General features: G+C 63.5%; 18 protein-coding genes. 16 read left to right on the top strand and 2 right to left on the bottom strand.

Annotated features, from left to right (window positions below):
* Positions 1 to 28: 28 nt before the first annotated feature.
* A complete protein-coding gene (locus tag C446_RS04940) occupies positions 29 to 676 on the top strand; it encodes a DsbA family oxidoreductase (protein ID WP_006671972.1) in 648 nt (215 codons plus the stop codon).
* A 15-nt stretch (positions 677 to 691) separates the two neighbouring features.
* Here the strand turns inward: C446_RS04940 and C446_RS04935 are convergent, their stop codons facing one another.
* Positions 692 to 1,537: an NAD(+)/NADH kinase gene (locus C446_RS04935; protein ID WP_006671971.1), complete on the bottom strand. Its 846-nt coding sequence runs from the start codon at positions 1,535 to 1,537 to the stop codon at positions 692 to 694.
* A 359-nt stretch (positions 1,538 to 1,896) separates the two neighbouring features.
* On the opposite strand from C446_RS04935, the gene C446_RS04930 reads away from it, so the two are divergent.
* The 11 genes from C446_RS04930 to C446_RS04880 all read left to right on the top strand — a co-directional run bounded on the left by C446_RS04930 (position 1,897) and on the right by C446_RS04880 (position 16,344).
* Positions 1,897 to 3,414, top strand: a complete 1,518-nt coding sequence (locus C446_RS04930) for a KaiC domain-containing protein (protein ID WP_006671970.1) — start codon at positions 1,897 to 1,899, stop codon at positions 3,412 to 3,414.
* A gap of 119 nt (positions 3,415 to 3,533) precedes the next feature.
* Positions 3,534 to 3,803 carry an amphi-Trp domain-containing protein gene (locus C446_RS04925; RefSeq protein ID WP_006671969.1) on the top strand — a complete coding sequence of 90 codons (270 nt, stop codon included), beginning with the start codon at positions 3,534 to 3,536 and terminating at the stop codon, positions 3,801 to 3,803.
* Positions 3,804 to 3,902: 99 nt separating this feature from the next.
* Positions 3,903 to 4,337: a universal stress protein gene (locus tag C446_RS04920; RefSeq protein ID WP_006671968.1), complete on the top strand. Its 435-nt coding sequence runs from the start codon at positions 3,903 to 3,905 to the stop codon at positions 4,335 to 4,337.
* A gap of 202 nt (positions 4,338 to 4,539) precedes the next feature.
* A complete protein-coding gene (locus C446_RS04915; RefSeq protein ID WP_006671967.1) occupies positions 4,540 to 6,021 on the top strand; it encodes a hypothetical protein in 1,482 nt (493 codons plus the stop codon).
* Between the two features lie 259 nt (positions 6,022 to 6,280).
* Positions 6,281 to 6,508: a DNA-directed RNA polymerase subunit H gene (locus C446_RS04910; RefSeq protein ID WP_006671966.1), complete on the top strand. Its 228-nt coding sequence runs from the start codon at positions 6,281 to 6,283 to the stop codon at positions 6,506 to 6,508.
* Positions 6,505 to 8,082, top strand: a complete 1,578-nt coding sequence (locus C446_RS04905; RefSeq protein ID WP_049920041.1) for a DNA-directed RNA polymerase subunit B'' — start codon at positions 6,505 to 6,507, stop codon at positions 8,080 to 8,082. Before C446_RS04910 ends, C446_RS04905 begins: the two co-directional genes overlap by 4 nt.
* Before the next feature lie 3 nt (positions 8,083 to 8,085).
* Positions 8,086 to 9,915, top strand: coding sequence for a DNA-directed RNA polymerase subunit B (gene rpoB / locus C446_RS04900; protein ID WP_006671964.1), 1,830 nt, complete (start codon positions 8,086 to 8,088; stop codon positions 9,913 to 9,915).
* Positions 9,916 to 9,923: 8 nt separating this feature from the next.
* Positions 9,924 to 12,851 (top strand): DNA-directed RNA polymerase subunit A', encoded by a 2,928-nt coding sequence (locus C446_RS04895; protein WP_006671963.1) that lies wholly within the window; start codon positions 9,924 to 9,926, stop codon positions 12,849 to 12,851.
* The gene (gene rpoA2 / locus C446_RS04890; RefSeq protein WP_006671962.1) at positions 12,844 to 14,043 is read left to right on the top strand and encodes a DNA-directed RNA polymerase subunit A''; all 1,200 of its coding nucleotides are present in this window, start codon (positions 12,844 to 12,846) and stop codon (positions 14,041 to 14,043) included. Before C446_RS04895 ends, rpoA2 begins: the two co-directional genes overlap by 8 nt.
* Positions 14,044 to 14,046: 3 nt before the next feature.
* Positions 14,047 to 14,607 carry a NusA-like transcription termination signal-binding factor gene (locus C446_RS04885; RefSeq protein WP_006671961.1) on the top strand — a complete coding sequence of 187 codons (561 nt, stop codon included), beginning with the start codon at positions 14,047 to 14,049 and terminating at the stop codon, positions 14,605 to 14,607.
* 225 nt (positions 14,608 to 14,832) lie between these two features.
* Positions 14,833 to 16,344: an aldehyde dehydrogenase family protein gene (locus C446_RS04880; RefSeq protein WP_006671960.1), complete on the top strand. Its 1,512-nt coding sequence runs from the start codon at positions 14,833 to 14,835 to the stop codon at positions 16,342 to 16,344.
* A 63-nt stretch (positions 16,345 to 16,407) separates the two neighbouring features.
* On the opposite strand, the gene C446_RS04875 is transcribed toward C446_RS04880, so the two are convergent.
* Entirely contained in the window at positions 16,408 to 17,064 is a 657-nt protein-coding gene (locus tag C446_RS04875; protein ID WP_006671959.1) for a 4-vinyl reductase, read from the bottom strand.
* A gap of 390 nt (positions 17,065 to 17,454) precedes the next feature.
* On the opposite strand from C446_RS04875, the gene C446_RS04870 reads away from it, so the two are divergent.
* From C446_RS04870 to C446_RS04855, 4 genes are all read left to right on the top strand, one after another.
* Complete coding sequence (locus tag C446_RS04870; RefSeq protein WP_006671958.1) at positions 17,455 to 17,883, top strand: 30S ribosomal protein S12; 429 nt, start codon at positions 17,455 to 17,457, stop codon at positions 17,881 to 17,883.
* A gap of 2 nt (positions 17,884 to 17,885) precedes the next feature.
* Complete coding sequence (locus C446_RS04865) at positions 17,886 to 18,494, top strand: 30S ribosomal protein S7 (RefSeq protein ID WP_006671957.1); 609 nt, start codon at positions 17,886 to 17,888, stop codon at positions 18,492 to 18,494.
* Positions 18,495 to 18,932: 438 nt separating this feature from the next.
* Complete coding sequence (locus tag C446_RS04860; protein WP_006671956.1) at positions 18,933 to 21,875, top strand: FIST N-terminal domain-containing protein; 2,943 nt, start codon at positions 18,933 to 18,935, stop codon at positions 21,873 to 21,875.
* A 213-nt stretch (positions 21,876 to 22,088) separates the two neighbouring features.
* A complete protein-coding gene (locus C446_RS04855; RefSeq protein ID WP_239639458.1) occupies positions 22,089 to 22,859 on the top strand; it encodes a helix-turn-helix transcriptional regulator in 771 nt (256 codons plus the stop codon).
* The last annotated feature ends 61 nt before the right edge of the window (positions 22,860 to 22,920 follow it).

Below are 22,920 nucleotides of genomic sequence, written 5' to 3'. Positions count from 1 at the left end.
TTCCGTCCCCGGATGCTACCGACCGTCCATGTCCGAACCCGCGTCCGACGGTGCCGGCGACACGATCGACCGACTCGAGCTGTACGCCGACTACGTCTGTCCGTTCTGTTTCCTCGGAAAGCGATCGCTCGAGCGGTATCGCGAGCGCCGGGACCAGCCCCTGGAGGTCGACTGGCAGCCCTACGACTTGCGACGCGGGAAGCGAAACCCCGACGGGACGATCGATCACGACGCGGACGACGGGAAAGACGACGACTACTTCGCCCAGGCCAGAGAGAACGTCCGCCGGTTGCAGGAGCGCTACGACGTGGAGATGGCCCAGGAGCTCGCGATCGAGGTCGACTCGCTTCCGGCACAGCAGGTCTCGCTGCACGTCAAGCGGGAGTACTCCGATCGGTGGGCGTCCTTCGACGAGGCGATCTACGCCGCGCTGTGGGAGGACGGTCGGGAGATCGACGATACCGACGTGTTGGCCGACCTCGCGACCGACGCTGGCCTCCCCGGCGATGTCGTGACCGACGCTCTCGAGGACGACGGGCTTCGGGCGACGCTCGAGGAACGGTTCGACGACGCCAGAAGGCAGGGCGTGACTGGCGTTCCGACGTTCGTCTCCCAGGGGCACGCGGCCCGCGGCGCGGTGCCGCCGGAGCAACTCGAGCAACTGGTCGGGCAGTGAGGGCGATCGGCCCCGTCAGTCGAGGTTCTCGAGCCCGTCGAAGAAGTCCGGGTCGGGTCCGACGAGTCGAACTGGTTCGTCCGCGAGCGAGACCGTGACCGTCGCGGGCGGCTCGAGTGGCTGCCGGTTGCGCCCGTCGCCGATCGCGTAGGCCCCATCGGCGTCCGAAACCGACAGTTCGATCTCGGTGTCGGCATCGACGACCAGGGAGGGGAGGCCGTCCGCGGCGGCCATCTGTGTGACGACCAGCGAGTCGGCTGCCGGTCGAACGAGCGGCCCGCCCTCGCTGAGGTTGTAGGCGGTCGATCCCGTCGGCGTCGCGACGAGAACGCCGTCGGTGTGGCTCTCGGCGTACGGCTCCCCGTCGATGCTGATCTCGATCGTCGCCCCGCCACCCGGGCCGCGACGCGGACCGTGGACCAGTACCTCGTTGAGTGCGGGTTCGAGCGTCCAGTCGGCGTCGCGGCCGGTCGCCGTCAGTCGATCGAGCACGCGGGCCTCGAGGGAGCCGGCGTCCCGGAGTTCCCGAACGAGGTCGGTGACGACGCCGTCGGCGTCGGCGGGCGAAACGGCGTTGAGGAAGCCGACTTCGCCGAGGTTGACGCCGACGAGCGGCGTGGACCCGATCTCGCGGGCGACGAACAGCAGCGTGCCGTCGCCGCCGATGCTCACCGCGAGGTCGCGGTCGGCTATCTCGGCGACCGGGACCCCGTTGGCGTCGATCGTCTCGCCCGTGAGTTCGTCGACCGCGACCGCCGCGTCGAAGGCCCGTTCCAGTTCCGCGACCAGCAGTGCGGCGAGTTCGTGTGCACGATCGTTGTCACGCTGGGCGACGATCCCGACCGCGACATCACCGCTCATCCCCAGCGGCTACCGCACCCGTCGGCAAAAAGCCACCTCCGTCGCGTTCGGACAGTTCTCCGGGCAACAACATTAATGCGAGTGGACCCACTCGGAGTAGGTGAGCGGCGCGGATAGTACGGGACGCCGCGGCGATCCGTCGCAGACAATGACGCACTCTCCCTCTCGCCTTGCGCAGTGCTCGAGGCCGACGACCCGCGACCGACCGGCTCGTCGGTCGCCGCTCCGTGAGCCGTCACTCCAGCAGCGAGCGAGTGATACTCCTGGACAACAGTCAGGACACACCCGATCGCGTCTCGAGTGCGGTCGATGTGTGGAGTGGTTTGTCCGGCAGTATGAGCCGTTGCCGGTCGGCGGTGATGGTCGTGAGTGACGACTCCGGCGACTGGTTCGAGCGCGCGCTGGCGGAAGACGATGAGGAGCCCGGAGACGACAGCGCACACAGCGTCGACCGCATCGGCTCGAGTCGGGACGAGTCGAATCGGGACGAGGGGACCGACACGAGCACGAGCGGGGCGACAGTCGACGACGAGGAGAGAGAAAGAGGGGAGGGGAGCGACGATGAGACGACGGGTGCGTCCATGGGTCCGTTCGAACCGGAGCCACACGTCACACAGGAGACGGCCGGCGAGGACGGGGCCGACGACGGGGCGAGCGGGAAAGCCGGGAGTGAGACGGAAGAGATGGCCACCCCTCACGAACCGATGAGCGACGGGGAAACCGAACCCTCGCCAGGTTCGGAGCCGGAGACCGACCTCGGTTTCGATACTGACAGCGACTCGGGTCAGGGCATCGTCCCGGACGACGCGCCCGGTTTGTCCGACGACACTGACTCGAGTGACGACACTGACTCGGACGATGGATCGTTATTCGACGAGAGTTTCGGTGACGCCCTCGAGGGCGCGGCGATGCCTGCGGTAGGCAGCGACGATCCGGCTTCGGGGTCGAGTTCCGAATTTGGGGGGCTCGAGCCCGGAGCCAGTAGTGGGACCGAAACCGGAGCGGGAGCAGGAGCCGGGGCCGGCGATCTCGGCGGATACGAGGAGTCGGGCTCGTTCTCGGAAACGGACGCGGGGACGAGTGCCACAGCCGTAGACGGCGATCCCAGAACCGATGTCGACTTCGGCTTCGGCGGCCCCGGAGAGGAGACGTTCGAGGACGACGACGAACTCGAGACGGACCTCCCACGGATCGAACTGGGCGTCGAGGGACTGGACCGGATGATTCAGGGCGGGGTTCCGGAACGGTCGCTGATGGTCGCCATCGGCAGTGCCGGCACGGGCAAGACCACCCTGGGACTGCAGTTTCTCCATCACGGCCTCCAACAGGGAGAGCGTGCAGTCTACATCACCCTCGAGGAGAGCCGCCAGCGAGTGATAAACAGCGCCACCGAGAAGGGGTTCCGCTTCGACGAGTACGCCGAAGACGGCCGGCTGGCAGTCGTCGATCTCGACCCCGTAGAGATGGCCAACAGCCTGGCGTCGATCCGTAACGAGCTTCCGCAGTTGGTCGAGGACTTCGGTGCCTCGCGGCTCGTGCTCGACTCCGTGTCGCTGCTCGAGATGATGTACGACGATCGGGCCAAGCGACGCAACGAGGTCTACGACTTCACGAAAGGGCTGAAGGAAGCCGGCGTGACCGCGCTGTTGACCAGCGAGGCCGCGGAGAACAACCCGTACGCGTCACGCCACGGGATCGTAGAGTACCTCACCGATGCGGTGTTCGTCATGCAGTACGTTCGCCCGGAAGATTTCCGAGAGACGCGGCTGGCAGTCGAGATTCAGAAGATCCGGGACGCGAACCACTCCCGGGACAAGAAACCGTACGAGATCACCGACGAAGGGATTTCGGTGTACCAGCAGGCGAACCTGTTTTAGTCGGCCGCGTGGATAGGCAGCCCCTTCGTCCTCGCGGCGGACGGTTTCAGGACAGTAAACCGGAATTAGGACGCTGTTTCCCGTCCATACTTTTACCGACGCAGTCGCGACCGGTCACCATGGCGGACCGGACCTCGGCCGAGGAGACGCTCACGCGGGACGAGCTCGCGGCGTACTTCGACCATCTGGGCACGGAGTTCGCCGACGATGCCGACGCACACGAGCGCGGCGTACAGGTGCAGGTCGGGAACAAGACGGTGCAGCTCGATCCGCCGGACGCCATCGACCTGTCGGTCGATGTCGTCGAACGCTCCCCGATGTTTCGGGGGCCCCGCGAGACGATCCAGATCGAGGTTACCTGGAAAACGGCGCGCTCGGAGGGACAGTGACCGAGAGAAAGGACGAAGCCGGAACGACAGTGATCTCCCGGCGGATCGCGGCCGGAAATTGAGAAGGCCTTTTTCCCCCCGCACCAGTGGTTCGACTAGATGTACGAGACGATCCTCTTTCCAACCGACGGGAGCGACCACGCCGAGACCGTGTCCGAGCACGCGCTCGACGTCGCGGCGACGCGGGACGCGACGGTCCACGTCCTGTCGGTCGTCGACGACCGCTCGTTTCTCGTCTTAGACGAGGAGCGTGTCGAACAGGTTCGGGCCGACCTCGAGGAGAACGCCCACGAAGCGACCGACGAAGCGGCGACGAAAGCAGCCGACAGCGGCCTCACGGTCGAGACCGCAGTCGATACCGGCCATCCGGCCGAGTGTATCGTCACGTACGCCGACGAGAACGACGTCGACCTGATCGTGATGGGCACCAGCGGCGACGATTACGAGAACAACGTCGTCGGAAGCGTCTCCCAGCGAGTCGTTCGGCAGGCTCCCGTCCCCGTACTGACGGTCGGGCCGGACGTCGACGACTGACGGGACTACGTGTCGACTCGAGTCGACCGCTCGTCGATCCCCGGACATCGGGACACACCGTTGCTCTCTGCTTTCACGATCCGGTTTCGCGACCGAGATTCGGGGCTGACCGCGAGAGTCTCTCGCTGCTGCCGGAACACGACCGTCGTGACAGCGAACCTATCACCAGTACTATATCCGATGGACCGCTAGTACAGCGGAAATGCGTCGTTCGGTGAGTATTGGACTCGTCGTTCTGGCTATCGCGTTTCTCTTCGTCGGCGGGTCGTCACTGTTGTTCTCGCCCTCGGCGGACCGTGTCACCCCCGACGAAGCGGATCGACCCGAACCCGAACTCGTCACCTTCGAGGACAGCGACAGCGGGTTCTGGCCGTATCTCAACCAGCGCCAGAGCCACGAGAAACGCAGTCCGCTAAACGTCGTCGTCCGTTGCGATGCCGAGCGAACCCTCCAGTTGCTGGCCGAACACGGCGATGGCGAGTGGGAAGAAGCGGACCACGATCACTTCGACGCCGACGAACTCGTGGGTCTCGAGGCCGAGGCCGAGGACGAGGACGAGGCCGAGGTGGCGGACGAAGACGACGACAGGACGGCCGACGGCATGAACGAAACCAACGCCACCGCTGACGGCGACGGCGTCGGTACCGAGATCGACGATCCCATCCGTCCGATCTCGCCGACCGACATCCCATGGTCCCAGGCCGACGGCGCGACCCGCTATGCATACCTCGATCCCGGCCCCGGAGAGGACGGGTTCTGGACCACCGAAACCCTCCAGCTCGAGGACGGCGAGTACTACGGCTACCGCTATCACATCAGGGCCTACGAGAGCCCGAACCCGGACGACGAGTGGGTCGTGATGCAGACCCACTCCGAACACTTCGACTGGCTAACACTCCGGCACCGCGTCGATGGAGTCGAAGCGGCACAGTACCGGCTCGAGAACGACCTGATGGCGATTCCTGGGGTCGACATCCAGGAGGACGTTCGGCGGCTCTACCTCGGGAATAGCGGTCCTTCGGACGCCGACGGCTGGGCGACGAAAGTAGACCTCACCGGGGCCGCAGCGACGGCCTCGATCGCGGTGGCGCTTGCCGCGGGGCGCTCGCGGGGACGCGGGGACGACGCCAGCGACGGCGACACAGACGCAGACGAGAACAGGTCGCTCGCTCCGCTCTTCCGGCGGCTCGACGAGCAACTCTCCGACGCGGACCGCCGGCGACTCGCTGCGGCCGCCGATCGCCTCGAGGCACGACACCTCTGCCTCGCGATGACGGTTCTCGCGATCGTTCTCGGCGTCCGAATCGCCGGCATCGCGCTCGACAGAACCGTCGACGGGCTCACCGTGCACATGATCGCCGGCCTCCTGTACCCGTTTATCGCGGTCGGACTGCCGGTCGCGACCTACGGTATCGCGAGCGGACTCGAGCGGCGGCTCGACGCGGCCGTCGCGGCGTCGGTTTCGCTGGCGGCGGCGATCTGGCTCGACTACTCGCTGCTCGGCGTCGACGTGTTGCCTCTCGACGTCGTCGTTCAACGAGTGCTCGTGGTCGTCGCGCTCGGACTCGTCGCCGCTGGCGCGGCCCAGCGCGCGACTCGGGAATCGCGTCTCAACGACCTGTTGCTGGTCGGGGTCGGCCTGTGGGCGGTGGTCCTGCTCGGAACGCTGTTTGGCTATCTGTGAGGGGTGAGCGGCCGGCACGCGGGACCCTCGATCGGTATCGCCGTCCTTCGAACAGCGGGGACCACCCCAAGGAATTTAACCGATAACCGGCAACTGTCGCGTGTGATCGTCCGCTCCGGTCAGGTTCGCCCGACCGGTTAGCTGCGCTTTTGAGACGAGTTAGTAACGGTTAAATGCCTGCCGGCGCTACCTGGCTGTAGTATCTCGTGACAGCCGCTTCTCTCCGGATAGCCCACACGCACACCCACACTCACTCAACATGGTAGACGTAAGCCAACACGAACTCGTGCCGGAGCACACCGTCCTCGAGGAGGAGACACTCGAGGAGGTGCTCACCGAGTACGATATCGATCGTACAGACCTGCCGAAAATCAAACGCAACGACCCCGCACTCCCGGATGACGCGGCGGTCGGAAACGTCATCAAGATCGTCCGGGACTCACGAACAACCGATCAGGCAGTCGTATATCGACTCGTGGTGGAATAACGATGGAACTGAACCGCGACAAACGACGGGACATTTCACGCGAATATTTCTCGAGGGAACGACTCGCAGAACACCACTTCCGCTCGTTCAACGCCTTCCTCAACCGGGGGATGCAGGAGGTCGTCGACGAGAAAGAGACGATCGATACGGACATCGGCGACAAGGAAGGCGAAGAGCCGGTCCACGTCGAACTCGGCGACGTCCGTGTCGTCACGCCTCGAGTTCGAGAGGCCGACGGGTCCGAAGAACTCCTCTATCCACAGGAAGCTCGTCTCCGGAACATCACCTACTCCGCGCCCGTTTTCATGGAGATGTCGATCGTCAAGGGCGAAGAGGGCGACGAACGGGTCGTCGACTCGACGGAGACCAAGATCGGTCGGATGCCGATCATGGTCGGCTCGGACAAGTGTAACATCGCCGGCTTCTCCGACGAGGAACTGATCGAGATCGGCGAGGACCCCGCCGATCCGGGCGGCTACTTCATCGTCAACGGCTCCGAGCGAGTCCTGATGACGAGCGAGGACCTCGCGCCGAACAAGATTCTCGCGGAGTACGACACCAAGTACGGCGACGAGATTCAGGTCGCCAAGACCTTCTCGCAGCGCCGTGGCTACCGCGCGCTCGTACTCTGTGAGCGGACCCGCGACGGCCTGCTCGAGGTGTCGTTCCCCTCGGTCTCCGGCTCGATCAACTTCGTCACCCTCGTGCGTGCGCTGGGCCTCGAGAGCGACGAGGAGATCGTCCACAAGGTCTCCAACGATCCGGAGGTCGTCAAGTACATGCTCGAGAACCTGGAGGAAGCGGACGTCCAGACCGAACAGGAGGCCATCGAGAAGCTCGGTCAGCGGGTCGCCTCCGGCCAGGGCAAGAACTACCAGCTCAAACGAGCGAACTACGTCATCGATCGGTACCTCCTGCCACACCTCCACGAGGACGGTGTCGACGAGGAGGACGTTCGGATCAACAAAGCCCACTACCTCTGTCGGATGGCCGAGGCCTGTTTCGAACTCGCCCTGGGCCGACGCGAAGCCGACGACAAGGACCACTACGCGAACAAGCGGCTGAAAGTCAGCGGCGACCTGATGAAAGACCTGTTCCGGACGGCACTGAACAAGCTCGCCCGGGACGTCAAGTATCAGCTCGAGCGTGCGAACATGCGAAACCGGAGCCTGTCGGTCTCGACGGTCGTTCGATCCGACGTGCTCACGGAACGGCTCGAGCACCCGATCGCGACGGGTAACTGGGTCGGTGGCCGTTCCGGCGTGAGCCAGCTGGTCGACCGCACCGACTTCATGGGCGTGCTCTCGCACCTGCGCCGACTGCGCAGCCCGCTGTCGCGCAGCCAGCCTCACTTCGAGGCACGGGACCTGCACGCGACCCAGTGGGGCCGCATCTGTCCCTCCGAGACCCCCGAAGGGCCGAACTGTGGCCTGGTGAAGAACTTCGCACAGGCGATGGAGCTGTCCCAGAACATCGAAGACGAACAGGCGCTCAAGCGAGAACTCGCCTCGATGGGTGTCGAGGGCATTCCGGGTATCGAAGGGATCGAACGATCGACGCCGGCAGACGACTAAACAATGAGCAGTCAACAACGCGAAGCCAAAGTCTACGTGAACGGGTCGCTGGTGGGAACACACCCCGATCCGCACGAGCTAGCCGAACAGATCCGCGAAGCGCGACGCATCGGTGACGTCAGCGAGATGGTCAACGTCTCCGTCAAGGAGCGCACGCGAGAAGTGATCATCAACGCCGACGCCGGCCGCGCCCGGCGACCCCTGTTGGTCGTCGAGGACGGCGAACCGCGCATCTCCGACGAGGAGATCGAGGCGCTCCGAAACGGTGACCTCGAGTTCGAGGACCTCGTCGAGCACGGCTACGTCGAGTTCATCGACGCCGAGGAGGAAGAGGACATCCTCGTCGCCGTCGACGAAGACGACGTCACCGACGATCACACCCACCTCGAGATCGATCCGCAGCTGATCTTCGGGATCGGTGCGGGGATGATCCCCTACCCCGAGCACAACGCCAGCCCGCGCATTACGATGGGGGCAGGGATGATCAAGCAGTCGCTGGGGCTCCCGAGTGCGAACTACCGCATCCGGCCGGACACGCGCCAGCACCTGCTGCACTACCCGCAGCTGTCGATGGTCAAGACCCAAACGACCGAGCAGATCGGCTTCGACGACCGTCCCGCAGCCCAGAACTTCGTCGTCGCCGTGATGAGCTACGAGGGGTTCAACATCGAGGACGCGCTGGTTATGAACAAAGCAAGCGTCGAACGAGCCCTCGCCCGGTCGCACTTCTTCCGGACCTACGAGGGCGAGGAACGTCGCTACCCCGGCGGCCAGGAGGATCGCTTCGAGATTCCCTCCCAGGACGTCCGTGGAGCCCGCGGCGAGGAGGCGTACGCCCACCTCGACGAGGACGGCCTCGTCAACCCCGAGACGACGGTCGACGAGAACTCCGTCCTGCTCGGGAAGACGAGTCCACCTCGGTTCCTCGAGGAGCCCGACGACATGGGTGGTCTCTCGCCACAGAAGCGCCGCGAGACCTCCGTCACGATGCGATCGGGTGAGAGCGGGGTCGTCGACACCGTCACCCTCATGGAAGGCGAGGACGGCTCGAAGCTCTCGAAAGTCTCCGTGCGCGACGAGCGCATCCCCGAACTCGGGGACAAGTTCGCGTCGCGACACGGCCAGAAGGGGGTCATCGGCCACCTCGCACCCCAGGAAGACATGCCCTTTACCGAGGAGGGCGTCGTGCCCGACCTCGTCTTGAACCCCCACGCCCTGCCATCGCGGATGACCGTCGGGCACATCCTCGAGATGATCGGCGGCAAACTCGGCTCGCTCGAGGGCCGACGCGTCGACGGGACGCCGTTCCTCGGCGAGGACGAGGAGGACCTCCGCAAGGGCCTCGAGGAGGCCGGCTTCGAACCCTCGGGCAAGGAGACGATGTACTCCGGCATCACCGGGGAGAAGATCGAGGCCGAAATCTTCTCGGGCGTGATCTTCTACCAGAAGCTCTACCACATGGTCTCGAACAAACTGCACGCTCGCTCTCGCGGTCCCGTGCAGGTGCTTACCCGCCAGCCCACGGAGGGTCGTGCCCGCGAGGGTGGCCTCCGTATCGGGGAGATGGAGCGGGACGTGTTCATCGGTCACGGTGCGGCGATGACCCTGAAGGAGCGCCTGCTCGACGAGTCCGACCGCGAGTACATCCCAATCTGTGGGCAGTGTGGGATGAGCGCAGTCGAGAACGTCGAGCAGCGCCGGGTCTACTGTCCGAACTGTGACGAGGAGACCGACATCCACGAGATCGAGATGAGCTACGCGTTCAAGCTCCTGCTCGACGAGATGAAGGCGCTTGGCATCGCACCGCGACTGGAACTGGAAGACGCCGTCTAACGTCAACAATGCGAAACAGTACACCCAAAGACATCGGATCGATCAACTTCGGGCTGATGGAGCCCGAAGAGTACCGGGAGATGAGCGCGACGAAGATCATCACCGCGGACACCTACGACGACGACGGCTTCCCCATCGACATGGGGCTGATGGACCCGCGGCTCGGCGTCATCGACCCCGGCCTCGAGTGCAAGACCTGCGGGAAGCACTCGGGGTCGTGTAACGGTCACTTCGGCCACATCGAACTGGCCGCGCCGGTGATCCACGTCGGCTTTACGAAGCTTATCCGGCGGCTCCTCCGTGGCACGTGCCGTGAGTGCTCCCGACTGCTGTTGACCGAGGACGAGAAAGAGGAGTTCCACGGGCAGATCGACGAGGCCCAGAAACTCGGGCGGGACTTGAACGACGTCACGAAGGCCGCGATCCGCCAGGCCCGCAAGAAGGATCGCTGTCCCCACTGTGGCGAGGTCCAGTACGACATCGACCACGAGAAGCCGACGACCTACTACGAGGTCCAGCAGGTACTCACCAGCGAGTACTCCCAGCGAATCGCGGGTGCGATGCAGGGACAGGACGAAGACGCCGAGCGGATGTCACCCGACGAACTCGCCGCGGAGACCGAGATCGATCTCTCGCGGATCAACGAGATCCTCTCGGGGTCGTTCCGTCCACGCGAGAGCCAGCGCAAGGCGATCGAGAAAGCCCTGGATATCGATCTCACCGAGGAAGACACGAACAAGTTGATGCCCTCGGACATCCGGGACTGGTTCGAGGCGATTCCGGACGAGGACATCGAAGTGCTCGGGATCGACCCCGATCGCTCGCGGCCGGAGTGGATGATCCTGACTGTGCTCCCGGTCCCGCCGGTGACGGCACGTCCGTCGATTACGCTCGACAACGGCCAGCGCAGCGAGGACGACCTCACTCACAAGCTTGTCGACATCATCCGGATCAACCAGCGGTTCATGGAGAACCGCGAGGCCGGCGCACCCCAGCTGATCATCGAGGACCTCTGGGAGCTGCTACAGTACCACGTCACCACCTTCATGGACAACGAGATTTCGGGCACACCGCCGGCACGACACCGGTCGGGCCGGCCGCTGAAGACTCTCTCCCAGCGTCTCAAGGGGAAGGAGGGCCGTTTCCGTGGCTCGCTGTCCGGGAAGCGCGTGAACTTCTCGGCACGTACCGTCATCTCGCCGGACCCCACTCTCTCGCTGAACGAGGTCGGCGTTCCCGACCGCGTGGCAAAGGAGATGACCCAGACCATGAACGTCACCGAGCGGAACGTAGAGAAGGCCCGTCGGTTCGTCTCCAACGGGCCCGAGGGCCACCCCGGTGCGAACTACGTCCGCCGACCCGACGGTCGCCGACTGAAGGTGACCGAGAAAAACTGCGAACAGCTCGCTGAGAAAGTCAAACCCGGCTGGGAGGTCAACCGACACCTCATCGACGGCGACATCGTCATCTTCAACCGACAGCCGTCGCTGCACCGGATGTCGATCATGGCCCACGAAGTCGTGGTCATGCCGTACAAGACGTTCCGACTCAACACCGTCGTCTGTCCGCCGTACAACGCCGACTTCGACGGCGACGAGATGAACATGCACGCGCTCCAGAACGAGGAGGCCCGCGCCGAGGCGCGCGTCCTCATGCGCGTGCAGGAACAGATTCTCTCGCCGCGGTTCGGTGAGAACATTATCGGGGCCATCCAGGACCACATCTCCGGTACGTTCCTGCTTACCCACAACAACCCGCGGTTCAACGAGACCCAGGCACTCGACCTCCTGCGGGCGACCCGGATCGACGAGCTACCCGAGCCCAGCGGGGTCGACGACCAGGGCGAGCCGTTCTGGACCGGCTACGACGTCTTCTCCGAACTGCTGCCCGACGATCTGAACCTCGAGTTTACGGGTACCGTCGGCGAGAAAGTCGCCATCGAGGACGGCCAGCTGATCGAGGGGACGATCGCCGAGGACGAAGTCGGCGAGTTCGGCGGTGAGATCGTCGACACCATCACGAAAATCCACGGCAAGACCCGCGCCCGGGTCTTCATCAACGAGGTCGCGTCGCTTGCGATGCGATCGATCATGCACTTCGGGTTCTCGATCGGTATCGACGACGAGACCATTCCCGAAGAGGCCCAGGCCCGCATCGACGAGACGATCGACGACGCCTACGACCGCGTCGAAGAACTCATCGAGGCCTACGAGCGGGGCGAACTCGAGTCGCTGCCGGGTCGAACGGTCGACGAGACCCTCGAAATGAAGATTATGCAGACGCTCTCCCGTGCGCGTGACAACGCCGGGAACATCGCGGACGAGCACTTCACCGAGGAGAACCCGGCGGTCGTCATGGCCGAATCCGGGGCGCGTGGTTCGATGCTGAACCTGACCCAGATGGCCGGCTGTGTCGGCCAGCAGGCGGTTCGAGGGGAACGCATCAACCGCGGGTACGAGAACCGTACCCTTTCCCACTACAAGGAGAACGACCTCTCCGCGGAAGCCCATGGCTTCGTCGAGAACTCCTACACCAGCGGGCTGACCCCACGGGAGTTCTTCTTCCACGCGATGGGTGGCCGCGAGGGGCTTGTCGACACTGCAGTCCGTACCTCCAAGTCCGGCTACCTGCAGCGCCGGCTGATCAACGCGCTGTCGGAACTCGAGACTCAGTACGACGGGACCGTCCGGGACACCTCGGACACGATCGTCCAGTTCGAGTTCGGCGAGGACGGTACCTCGCCAGTGAAGGTGTCCTCGGGCGAGGACAACGAGATCGACGTCGAACATATCGCCGACCGCGTGCTCGACTCCGAGTTCGACTCCGAGCAGGACAAACAGGAGTTCCTCGGACGACGGCCCCGGCCGACGAACCTCTCTGAACACGCAGACGATCGCCTCTCCATCGAGAGCACGGAGGTGAGCTCCGATGACTGAAGTCGAGTACGACGTCGACGACGACACGATCGCGGTCGTCGAGGATACCGATCTCCCGCGACGGCTGAAAAACGAGGTCTACGAGGAACTCGAGACCCGCCCGGACGCGACCGTCGAGGACGCCGACGAACTGGCGAAAGCCGTCGAGACCCGCTACGTCGACACCCGCGTCGATCCGCTCGACCCCGTCGGGACCGTCTCGGCGCAGTCGATCGGGGAACCGGGGACGCAGCTGACGATGAACACGTTCCACTACGCGGGGGTCGCAGAGATCGACGTGACCCAGGGGCTGCCGCGGCTGATCGAACTGGTCGACGCCCGGAAGACCCCAGACACGCCGATGATGACCGTCCACCTCGAGGACGAGTACGCCACCGAGCGCGAGCGAGCCCACGAAGTGGTCTGGAACATCGAGGCGACCAAGATACTCGCGCTGGGTGACGTTTCGACGAACGTCGCGGACATGCGCGTCCAGATATCGTTGAACCGCGACACCCTAGAGGAGCGGATGATCACGCCCGAAGAGGTCGCCGAGATCATCGAAGACGAACTCGGCGTGAGCACGGTCCAGCAGGGGACCGAGATCCAGTTCGGCCCCGAGGAACCGTCCTACCGGGACCTGCTGCAACTGGTCGAAGAGCTGCGTGACATCACGTTCAAAGGGATCGAGGACATCTCCCGGGTCGTCATTCGTCGCGAAGAGATGGACGACGGCAGCGAGGAGTTCGTCCTCTACACCGAGGGGTCGGCGTTCGGCGACGTCCTCGAGATCGAGGGCGTCGACGCCTCTCGGACCACGTGTAACAACATCCACGAGATCCACCGCAACCTCGGCATCGAGGCCGCTCGTGAGGCCATCATCGAGGAGACGAACAACACGCTGGCCGAGCAGGGGCTGGACGACGTCAACGTCCGACACCTCATGCTGGTGGCGGACATCATGACCAACAACGGCGAGATCGAGTCGATCGGCCGCCACGGTATCTCCGGCTCGAAGGACTCGGTGCTCGCCCGCGCAGCGTTCGAGGTGACCGTCAACCACCTGCTCAACGCCGCGATCCACGGCGAGGTCGACACGCTCCAGGGCGTCACGGAGAACGTCATCGTCGGCAAGCCGATCAAGCTCGGGACCGGCGACGTCGACCTCCGGATGGGATCGATCGATTCCAGCAGCGAGAGTCAGGCAGACTAATCGATGGGCGTCACCCTCGACGACGATGCCCGGCAGTACCTCGCGGCGTTCGAGGACGTGACGGGAGTCGACGGCCGGGACTGTCTCGTCACCGGCGGAGACGGTGACGACGATCGTCACGCACGCTCGAACGTAGCCGTCTCGCGGTCACAGTCGCGCTCGAACTCGAACTCGAATTCGAATTCGGGCTCGGGCGAACGCGACCGCCGGAACGGAGCGGCGTCGGCCGCGTCCGAGAAGCGTCTGCTAATCGTCGTGGCGAACGGACGGATGGGCGAAGCGATCGGTCCCGACGGCCGGACGGTCAAACGGTTCGAGGACCGGGTCGGGATGCCCGTTCGGCTCGTCGAGGACGCCGACGATCCGGCGACGTTCGTCGCGAACGCGCTCGCGCCGGCCGCCGTCTACAACGTGACCATCAGCGAAAACGAAGACACCGTCGCCTACGTCGAGGTCGCCGACGAGGACCGCGGCGTCGCTATCGGCTCGAACGGGCGAACGATCGAGGCCGCTCGGCGACTCGCCGAGCGGCACTTCGACGTCGACGACGTGCAGTTGATATAGCCCCTTCCGGCACCCGGTACCGGACGAGTCTCGTTCTTCTGTGACATCCTCCTCGGCGTAAACGGCGAGGGTTCCCACGCATGGGAAATGCCTCACTCGAGTGGCACGGACCGAGACGGGGTCGATCGATCCTCGATGTCCGCTCGAGCCATCGGGACGAATGTTGGTTTCGAAACCAATAGTCACAACAAAATGGATATACGGATTCCGTGATAGGAATCGAATATGACGGACGACAGCATGTCATCGACAGAACCTAAACCCGTCGACGAACTCGAGGTCGCGCCCGAGACCGGATGGGACGCCCTGTATCTCGACGGGGAGTGGGTCCCGCGTGGCGATCGGGACGCGATCCCGGTCGAGAATCCGGCGACACGATCGACCGTGACGACGGTGCCCTCGGGAACAGAAGACGACGTCGACGACGCGTTCGCTACCGCAGCGGCGGCCCAGGAGGAGTGGGCACAGCGACCGCCACAGGAGCGGGCCGCGATCGTCTCCAAGGCGGGCGAGCTACTGGGCGAATACGCCGACGATCTCGCGACGCTGTTCGCGGTCGAATGTGGCGGCGTCCAGCTGAAGGCTGATTTCGAGGTTCAGCTCGCACAACGAATGAGCGAGGTCAGTGCCGGACTGGCGACGCGAGCGAACGGTCGTCACAAAGAGTCGGTTACGCCGGGGAAAGAGAACCTCGTCGTACGCGAACCGGCTGGCGTCGTCGGCGTCATCACCCCCTGGAACTTCCCGCTCCATCTCACTAACCGAGTGATCGCACCCGCGATCGCGCTGGGCAACAGCGTCGTCGTCAAGCCCGACGAGCACACGCCGATGACCGGTGGGCTCGTACTCGCAAAAGCCTTCGAGGAGGCCGGCCTCCCGGACGGCGTCCTGAACGTCGTCCCGGGCTACGGGGACGAGATCGGCGACCACTTCTCCGGGCACCCGGTCCCGTCGGTGATGTCCTTTACCGGCTCCTCGGAGATCGGCCGCCGGGTCGGACAGCGCGCCGTCGGCTCGTACGCGGAGCCCGCACTCGAGCTGGGCGGCAACAATGCTCACATCGTCCTCGAGGACGCCGACCTCGAGCGTGCGGTCGACGCCGGCGCGTTCGGCTCGTTCACACACCAGGGACAGGAGTGTATCTCGATCAACCGGCACTTGGTTCACGAGTCGCTGTACGACGAGTACGTGGCGAAGCTCGCGGATCGTGCCGCGTCGCTCCCGATCGGCAACCCACTCGAGGAGGGGACTCTCGTGGGGCCGGTGATCAACGAGAGCCAGCGCGACAAGATCGTCGGCTTCATCGAGGAGTCGACCGAACGCGGTGCGACGGTCGAAGCCGGCGGGAATCACGACGGGCTGTTCGTCGAACCGACGGTGCTGTCCGGCGTCGACAGTGACATGCCGGTCGCCTGTAACGAACACTTCGGACCGGTTGCCCCGGTTATCCCGTTCGAGACCGACGAGGAGGCGGTTCGGATCGCCAACGACACCGAGTACGGGCTCTCCGGATCGGTTCACTCGACGGATCTCCAGCGAGCGCGCGACGTTGCCGACGCGATGGAGACGGGGATGGTCCACATCAACGATCAGCCGCTGAACGAGGAGCCACACGTCCCGTTCGGCGGCGTCGGCGCGTCGGGAATGGGTCGGTACAACGACGACTGGATTCTGGAGACGCTGACGACGACGAAGTGGATATCGATCCAGCGCGAACCACGCGAGTACCCGTACTGACGGCAGAGCCCACAGCGAGGATGGATTCGATTGTCCCGCTGTCTCGGTTCGAAGCGAGAGCAGTCAGATCCAATCGATACGATACTCACATCGCTGGCCGCCCTCGGCACGACACTGATCGCCGACTTCCTCGACCGTGATCGGATTGTCGGCGAACTTTTTCGCGACGCCTCTGATGAGTCCCTTGTCGAACTCGCAGGGGTAGGGGTTTTCGCAGGTCATCACACCCTCGTTCGGCCCCTCCTGCTCGAACTCGTAGAAGCCGATCTCGCTACCGTCGTGGTTCTGTTGGTACGCCTCGGCGATCCCGTGTAACGCTGCGTCGACTGCCGACAGTTCGGGTGGGAACTCGACGTGTTCCGGTACGTTTTGGCCCATGTTTCGCATCCTGACGTCACCGTATTCGTCGCGCATGTCGTAGAGCATCGCCAGCGGGATTTTGAGCGAGTACCACTCCTCGGGCTCGATCTCCTCGAGGCCGTACTCAGCGAGTTTGTTCTCGATCTGTTTACCGACGAAGGGGGAAACCGACTCACCCGCGGCGACGTACGAGAGCGGGCTGCGTCCGATCACTGCCGCGTCGTCGAGGGAGCCGTCGTATCCGATTCGGTCCTCGACCGTCGGTAACTGGTCCTCGTCGGACTGGACATCACCGTCGGAGCGGCCGACCAGCCGCTTGAACCAGGACGTATTAACGAGTATCGTAGCGAACGTCGTCATCTCGAGTTGGCTCTTAGTAGAGCTGACTGATAACTTCTAGTGATTGATGTCGAAAGCGGCAATCTACGAGGGTAATATCGGTTTGTTGCCCGTAGATATGGGCGAGAAATATTATTTCTTCTTCAAAATTGTCTCTATTATGTAGGCATGGTAGAAATATAGGTCTCGGGCGATTATTTCGGTCGGACACTTCTAGAGATGATCGCACCCGGGTTCGTCCGAGGAGCATGATCGTCCCGCACCGACATCGGCTCGTGTGGACGCCCCGAGAACGATCGTTCGGTGCCGAAACGGTCTCAGATTGCCTCGTCGACCCCAATCGGGCGCTCTCGGGCCGTAACGCCGATTCGAAACGGGTTGCTTAAGTGCCTCCGTCGGATATCGACGCGCATGGCAAACGGCAAGTACGCCGCGCGCAAGCTCAAGAAGGACCGCCAGGAGCAGCGGTGGTCCGACTCTGACTACGCGCGCCGCGCCCGTGGGCTTCGCGAGAAGTCCGATCCCCTCGAGGGCGCTCCGCAGGGTCGAGGTATCGTACTCGAAAAGGTCGGCATCGAAGCCAAACAGCCCAACTCGGCGATCCGAAAGTGTGTCCGAGTTCAGCTGATCAAGAACGGAAAGCAGGTCACCGCGTTCTGTCCCGGTGACGGTGCCATCTCGTTCATCGACGAACACGACGAAGTCACCATCGCCGGTATCGGTGGGGCGAAGGGTCGTGCGATGGGTGACCTCTCCGGCGTCAACTACAAGGTCGACAAGGTAAACGGCGTCGCGCTGAAGGAACTCGTTCGCGGAAACGCTGAGAAGCCGGTTCGATAACCATGTCTGCAGAAGACCAACCCGATCCGGACGCCCCCGCGGGCGGCGCTGACGTTTCGGCGAAGCTGTTCGGCGAGTGGGAGATCGGCGAAATCGAGTACGCCGATCCGTCGACCGAACGCTACATCACGGTGACGCCGGTCGCTCACACGGCTGGCCGTCACGCAAGCAAGCAGTTCAAGAAGTCCCAGATCTCCATCGTCGAGCGGTTTATCAACCGCCTGATGCAGACCGAGGACAACACGGGCAAAAAGCAGAAAACCCTCAACTACGTCCGTGACGCGTTCGATCTCATCCACGAGCGCACCGAGGAGAACCCGGTGCAAGTGCTCGTGACCGCAGTCGAGAACGCGGCCCCGCGGGAGGAGACGGTCCGCCTGAAATACGGAGGGATCTCGGTCCCGAAGGCCGTCGACGTCGCTCCCCAGCGTCGCGTCGATCAGGCCCTGAAGTTCCTCGCCGAGGGCGTCCACAACGACTCGTTCAAGACCACGACGTCCGTCGAAGAGGCCATCGCCAACCAGCTCGTCGGCGCGGCCAACAACGACGTCGGCACCTACGCAGTCAGTCAGAAAGAAGAGAAAGAGCGCGTCGCGGCGGCTGCCCGCTAACGACGGTCGCTCTTTACCTGCGCGGTCGATCGCTGTCTCTCGCTTTTCGACGATCGCGCTCGACGAACGATCGGACAGCGACGGCCACAGTCGCTCTCTCTAGTAGCCACTGCAAGTCAGTGCGGACCTGATCGCCAAACGGATCGGCGATCAGTGTGCAAATCGTTGCAGTTGGTACTATCGCTCCAGTAGCATCTGACCACCCGACAGCTGTGCGGGCAGTCTGCGATCAGTCCCAGCGTACTGTCGTTTCCCCGGTTTCGCGTTCGGTTGCTTTGCCCTCACGAACCGGGTCGATTCGGTGGCCCCCGGCAAACGACTCGAGGCGAAACGCGTCTCCAACAGTTCTCCCGTTACAGCCGGGAGTACGGTGTGGAGACGTAAGCGTCAGGAGGGGTACCACCGCCATTCTTGTACGATCGGTATCATAGTCGGAGTATGAGTGTAGTATTCGGATCATCGGCGACCGCATCCGCGCTCCGGTTCGGCGTCCTCTCGGCCGTCGTCGCGGCTGCCGTCGTCGGTGCTGGGGTAGTCGCCGGGCTACCGGGACTGCTCGGTGGTGGGGCGTTGATCGTTGTCGCCGGGATCGTCGTGGGCCACTGGGCCGGCGGACGAATCGACGGGACGATCGAACGAGTGCAAACCGAGACGACGATGGGCGACGCCGACGCGGTCGATTTCGACTTCGAGTCGATGACCGACGTAGAGGACATCGGTGATGCCGTCGAGGCGACGCTGCGCGAGAACCGTCGCCTCCGTGACCGGGCCGGGACACTCGAGGACGAACTCGAGTCCCTCGAAACCCGCAACGAGCGGATCGAAGCCCAGGCAGCCGAACTCGAGGAAGCGATGGGGCTGTGTGCGGCCGGACGGCTCGCACACCGAATCGAGCCCGACGAGAACGCGCCGCTGTCCGTCGCCGAGGAGTTCAACGCGATGATGGACGAACTCGAGGGGACGATCCGTCATCTCAAGGACTTCGTGCGGCTCGTGGTCACCTCGAGCGACGAACTCATGGCCGGCACCGACGAGGTGACGACGGCGAGCACGGAGATCAGCGAGGATATCCAGGAGATCGCCGACGGCGCGTCGGTCCAGTCCGAGCGTCTCGAGTCAGTCAACGCCGAGATGGACCACCTCTCCGCGAACATCGAGGAGATCGCGAGTCGTTCGGAAAAAGTCGCGACGATTGCCGCTGAGACCGCCGAAACCGGACGGGAAGGGCGGGAAGCGGCACGAACCGCGGTCGACGGCATCGAGGAGATCGAATCCGGATCGACGGAGGCAGTCGAAGCGATCGAAACGCTCCACGAGGACGTGGAGGCGATCGACGAACTGGTCGAGATGATCTCCGACATCGCCCGGCAGACGAACATGCTCGCACTGAACGCGAACATCGAGGCCTCGCGAGGGACGACCGAGGACGGGGACGACGGCGAGGGGTTCGCCGTCGTCGCCTCGGAGGTCAAAGAGCTCGCCAACGAGGTCCAGTCGGCCGCCGAGGAGATCGAAACGCGACTCGAGCGGATTCAGGAACGAACCGAGACGGCAACCGAGACGGTCACCGAGACCGAGGAGAAGATCGCGGCTCACACCGACTCCGTCGAGAACGCACTGTCGGCGCTCGAAGAGATCGCCGAGTACGCCGAGGAGACCAACGACGGCGTCCAGGAGATTTCGATGGCGGCCGACCAGCAGGCCGAATCGACCCAGCAGGCGGTCGCGTTGGTCGACGAGACTGCGACGATCAGCGACCGAACGTCCGCGCTCGCGGAGAACGTGGCGGCCTCGGCCGAGGAGCAGACGACCGCACTCACGAGCGTCTCCGACAGCGCGGCCGAGCTTGCGGAGAACGCGGCGTGGCTCCGCGATACGCTCGATATGTACAAAGCACGCCAGGAGGTACCGGGACAGGAACGCGCACCTGCGGTGGCCGCCGCGAACGACTCGCGTGTAACAGCGAGCACGGAAACGAGCGGACGCGAGGACGCGACCAGCGGGGGATCAGAGCCGAACACGATCACGGAAGGCAGCACGGATGAGGTCGCTGCGTCTGTGACGGGTCCTGCGGATCGGACGGAAGAGGACGCCGACGACACGACGTTCGAGTTCAGTGATCTCGAGTCGGAGGCAAGCGAGGAACCCGCAACCGACGGGTTGCCGACACAGTTTGGGAGCGGCGTCGCCGTCGGCGACGACGGGTTCGAGGTCGGGAAAGCGGCAGCGACCCAGGCGGCCGACGGTCTCGAGACGGACGGCCGCGTCGACTTCGGACAGGTGTTCTGTGCGGCGGAGTACGATTACGAAGCGGTGCTCGACGGAATCCGGTCGGTCGTCGGCGACGAGGCCGAGTTGATCGGTGCCTCGTCGTCGGGCGAGTTCACGGAAGAGACCAGTACCGAGGGAAGCGTTGCGGTCGCACTCGCTGCGAGTGATACGGTCCAGTTCTTCAGCGGGCTCGGGACGGACCTCTCGGACGGCGTCGCGGCCGCGGTCAACGAGGCCGTCGAATCGCTACCCGGCTCGGTTGCCGGGTATCCACACCTGTCGGCGATCGTGCTCCACGATGGACTGGCGGGCGTCGGCGACCAGGTCGCGGTGGCGACCCAGCGCAACCTCGGTCACGAGACGAGCTTCGTCGGCGGGTCCGCGGCCGACGATCTGTCGATGGAAGCGACCCACGTGTTCCACAACGAGACGGTCGAATCCGACGCAGTCGTCGTTGGCCTGCTGGCGTCGAAGGAACCGATCACGATCAGCGTCGATCACGGCCACTCGCCGATCTCCGAGCCGATGACGGTGACGAAATCGGAGGGCGGACGGATCCTCGAACTCGACGGCAAGCCCGCCTTCGAAGCCTGGCGAGAGGTCGTCGAGCCCTACCTCGAGGAGCGTGGTCGAACCGTCGACTTCGACGCACTCGAGGACGGGAGCCTCGAGCTGTTCGGCCTGTTGACCGAGTTCGAGTTCGGTATCGAAGAAGGACGGGGTGCAAGCGACGACGGGTACAAGATCCGCTGGCCGGGACTGTCCCTGACGACCGAGGGGTATCTCGACTTCCCGGTCGGCGTCCCGGAGGGAACCGAACTGCGCGTAATGCACAGTCCGAAGTCCGATCAGATCGAGTCGGCACGCGACACCGCACGTGACGCCGTCGAGAACGCCGGCTCGAGTGAGATCGCCGGTGGCTTCGTCTACGACTGTGCCTGTCGGTCGATCATCCTCGAAGACGAGTTCGGCGAGGCGGTCGATGCGATGGCCGACGAACTCGAGGTCCCGTTTACTGGGTTCGAAACCTACGGCGAACTTTGCATGGAGCGAGGGCAGTTGAGCGGATACCACAACACGACGTCGGTCGTGATGTTGCTTCCCGAGTGACCGGCTCTCGTTCGTTTTCAGTCCGCCGCAGGATTTTTCCACCCACGTAGTCCCGCGTCGCGTCGACGAGTACCTGCTGGTAACTGCCCGAGTCGAGGTCCAGCCTATAGACGCGGAGATCAGTGCTGATAATTTGTACAGTGACGGGAAACGTACGATGGGTATTCAATTAGGGTTAACATATATACACACGTTTCAATATTGTTTGTAGACATGGCCGATGGTGTCGTACTTGCAGAACTATTTGCTTCATCAGCGCGATACGAGATTCTGCGCGAGCTCACACAGTCTCCAAAGACTGTTTCAGAACTCGAGGAGACAGTCAGTGCGACACGACGGACAGTTCTGCGGAATCTGAACCAACTCGAAAAAGAAGGGTGGATTCGACAGTCAAATGATCGAATGTACCTTGCGCCTCTCGTAGAAACGGCGGTCACTGATTTTGTAGGAGAGATCGAGCGTGCAGAAAAGCTTCAAGAGTTAACTACTATCGCTAGATATGCGCCAGGCTACTTCGAAGATGTCTCTACAGATATTCTCATCGAATGTGACGTAAATCTTCGCGAGCCAAGCTATCCGAACGGACCACTCGAGAAAGTTATCGAGATTATTCGATCCGCAACCGAGGTACACACGTTCGTACCGGCCGTTACACAGCAATTCCTCGATGCACATCGAACAGTCTTGGAACGAGACCAGCAAGTCGAGTTAATTATCGGCTCAGCCGGACTAGAAGGCATTCGATCCAGCAACTTGGTCGATCTTTCGACTACGTTTGGCGATGTGATATACGCATACGACGAGTTCACGGAGCCGATCGGTCTCGTCCGTACGGACGATCACGTAGTTGTGATAGTTTATGACGAACACAGCACAGTTCACGGAATTGTCTTTGGGAATCACGAACAATTCCTGGCGTGGGGCACATCGCTCTATGAAAAGTATCGCAAAAACGCATCTGTCGTTTCACAGACTGATCGTTGACGATACCACTCGTTCAGTGTCTCGTCTCGAGACGAAATTGTATCCCTAATAACTTTATCTC

It is taken from the genome of Halobiforma nitratireducens JCM 10879, assembly GCF_000337895.1.
Classification (GTDB): domain Archaea; phylum Halobacteriota; class Halobacteria; order Halobacteriales; family Natrialbaceae; genus Natronobacterium; species Natronobacterium nitratireducens.
This window is presented reverse-complemented; position numbering and strand designations above follow the sequence as displayed.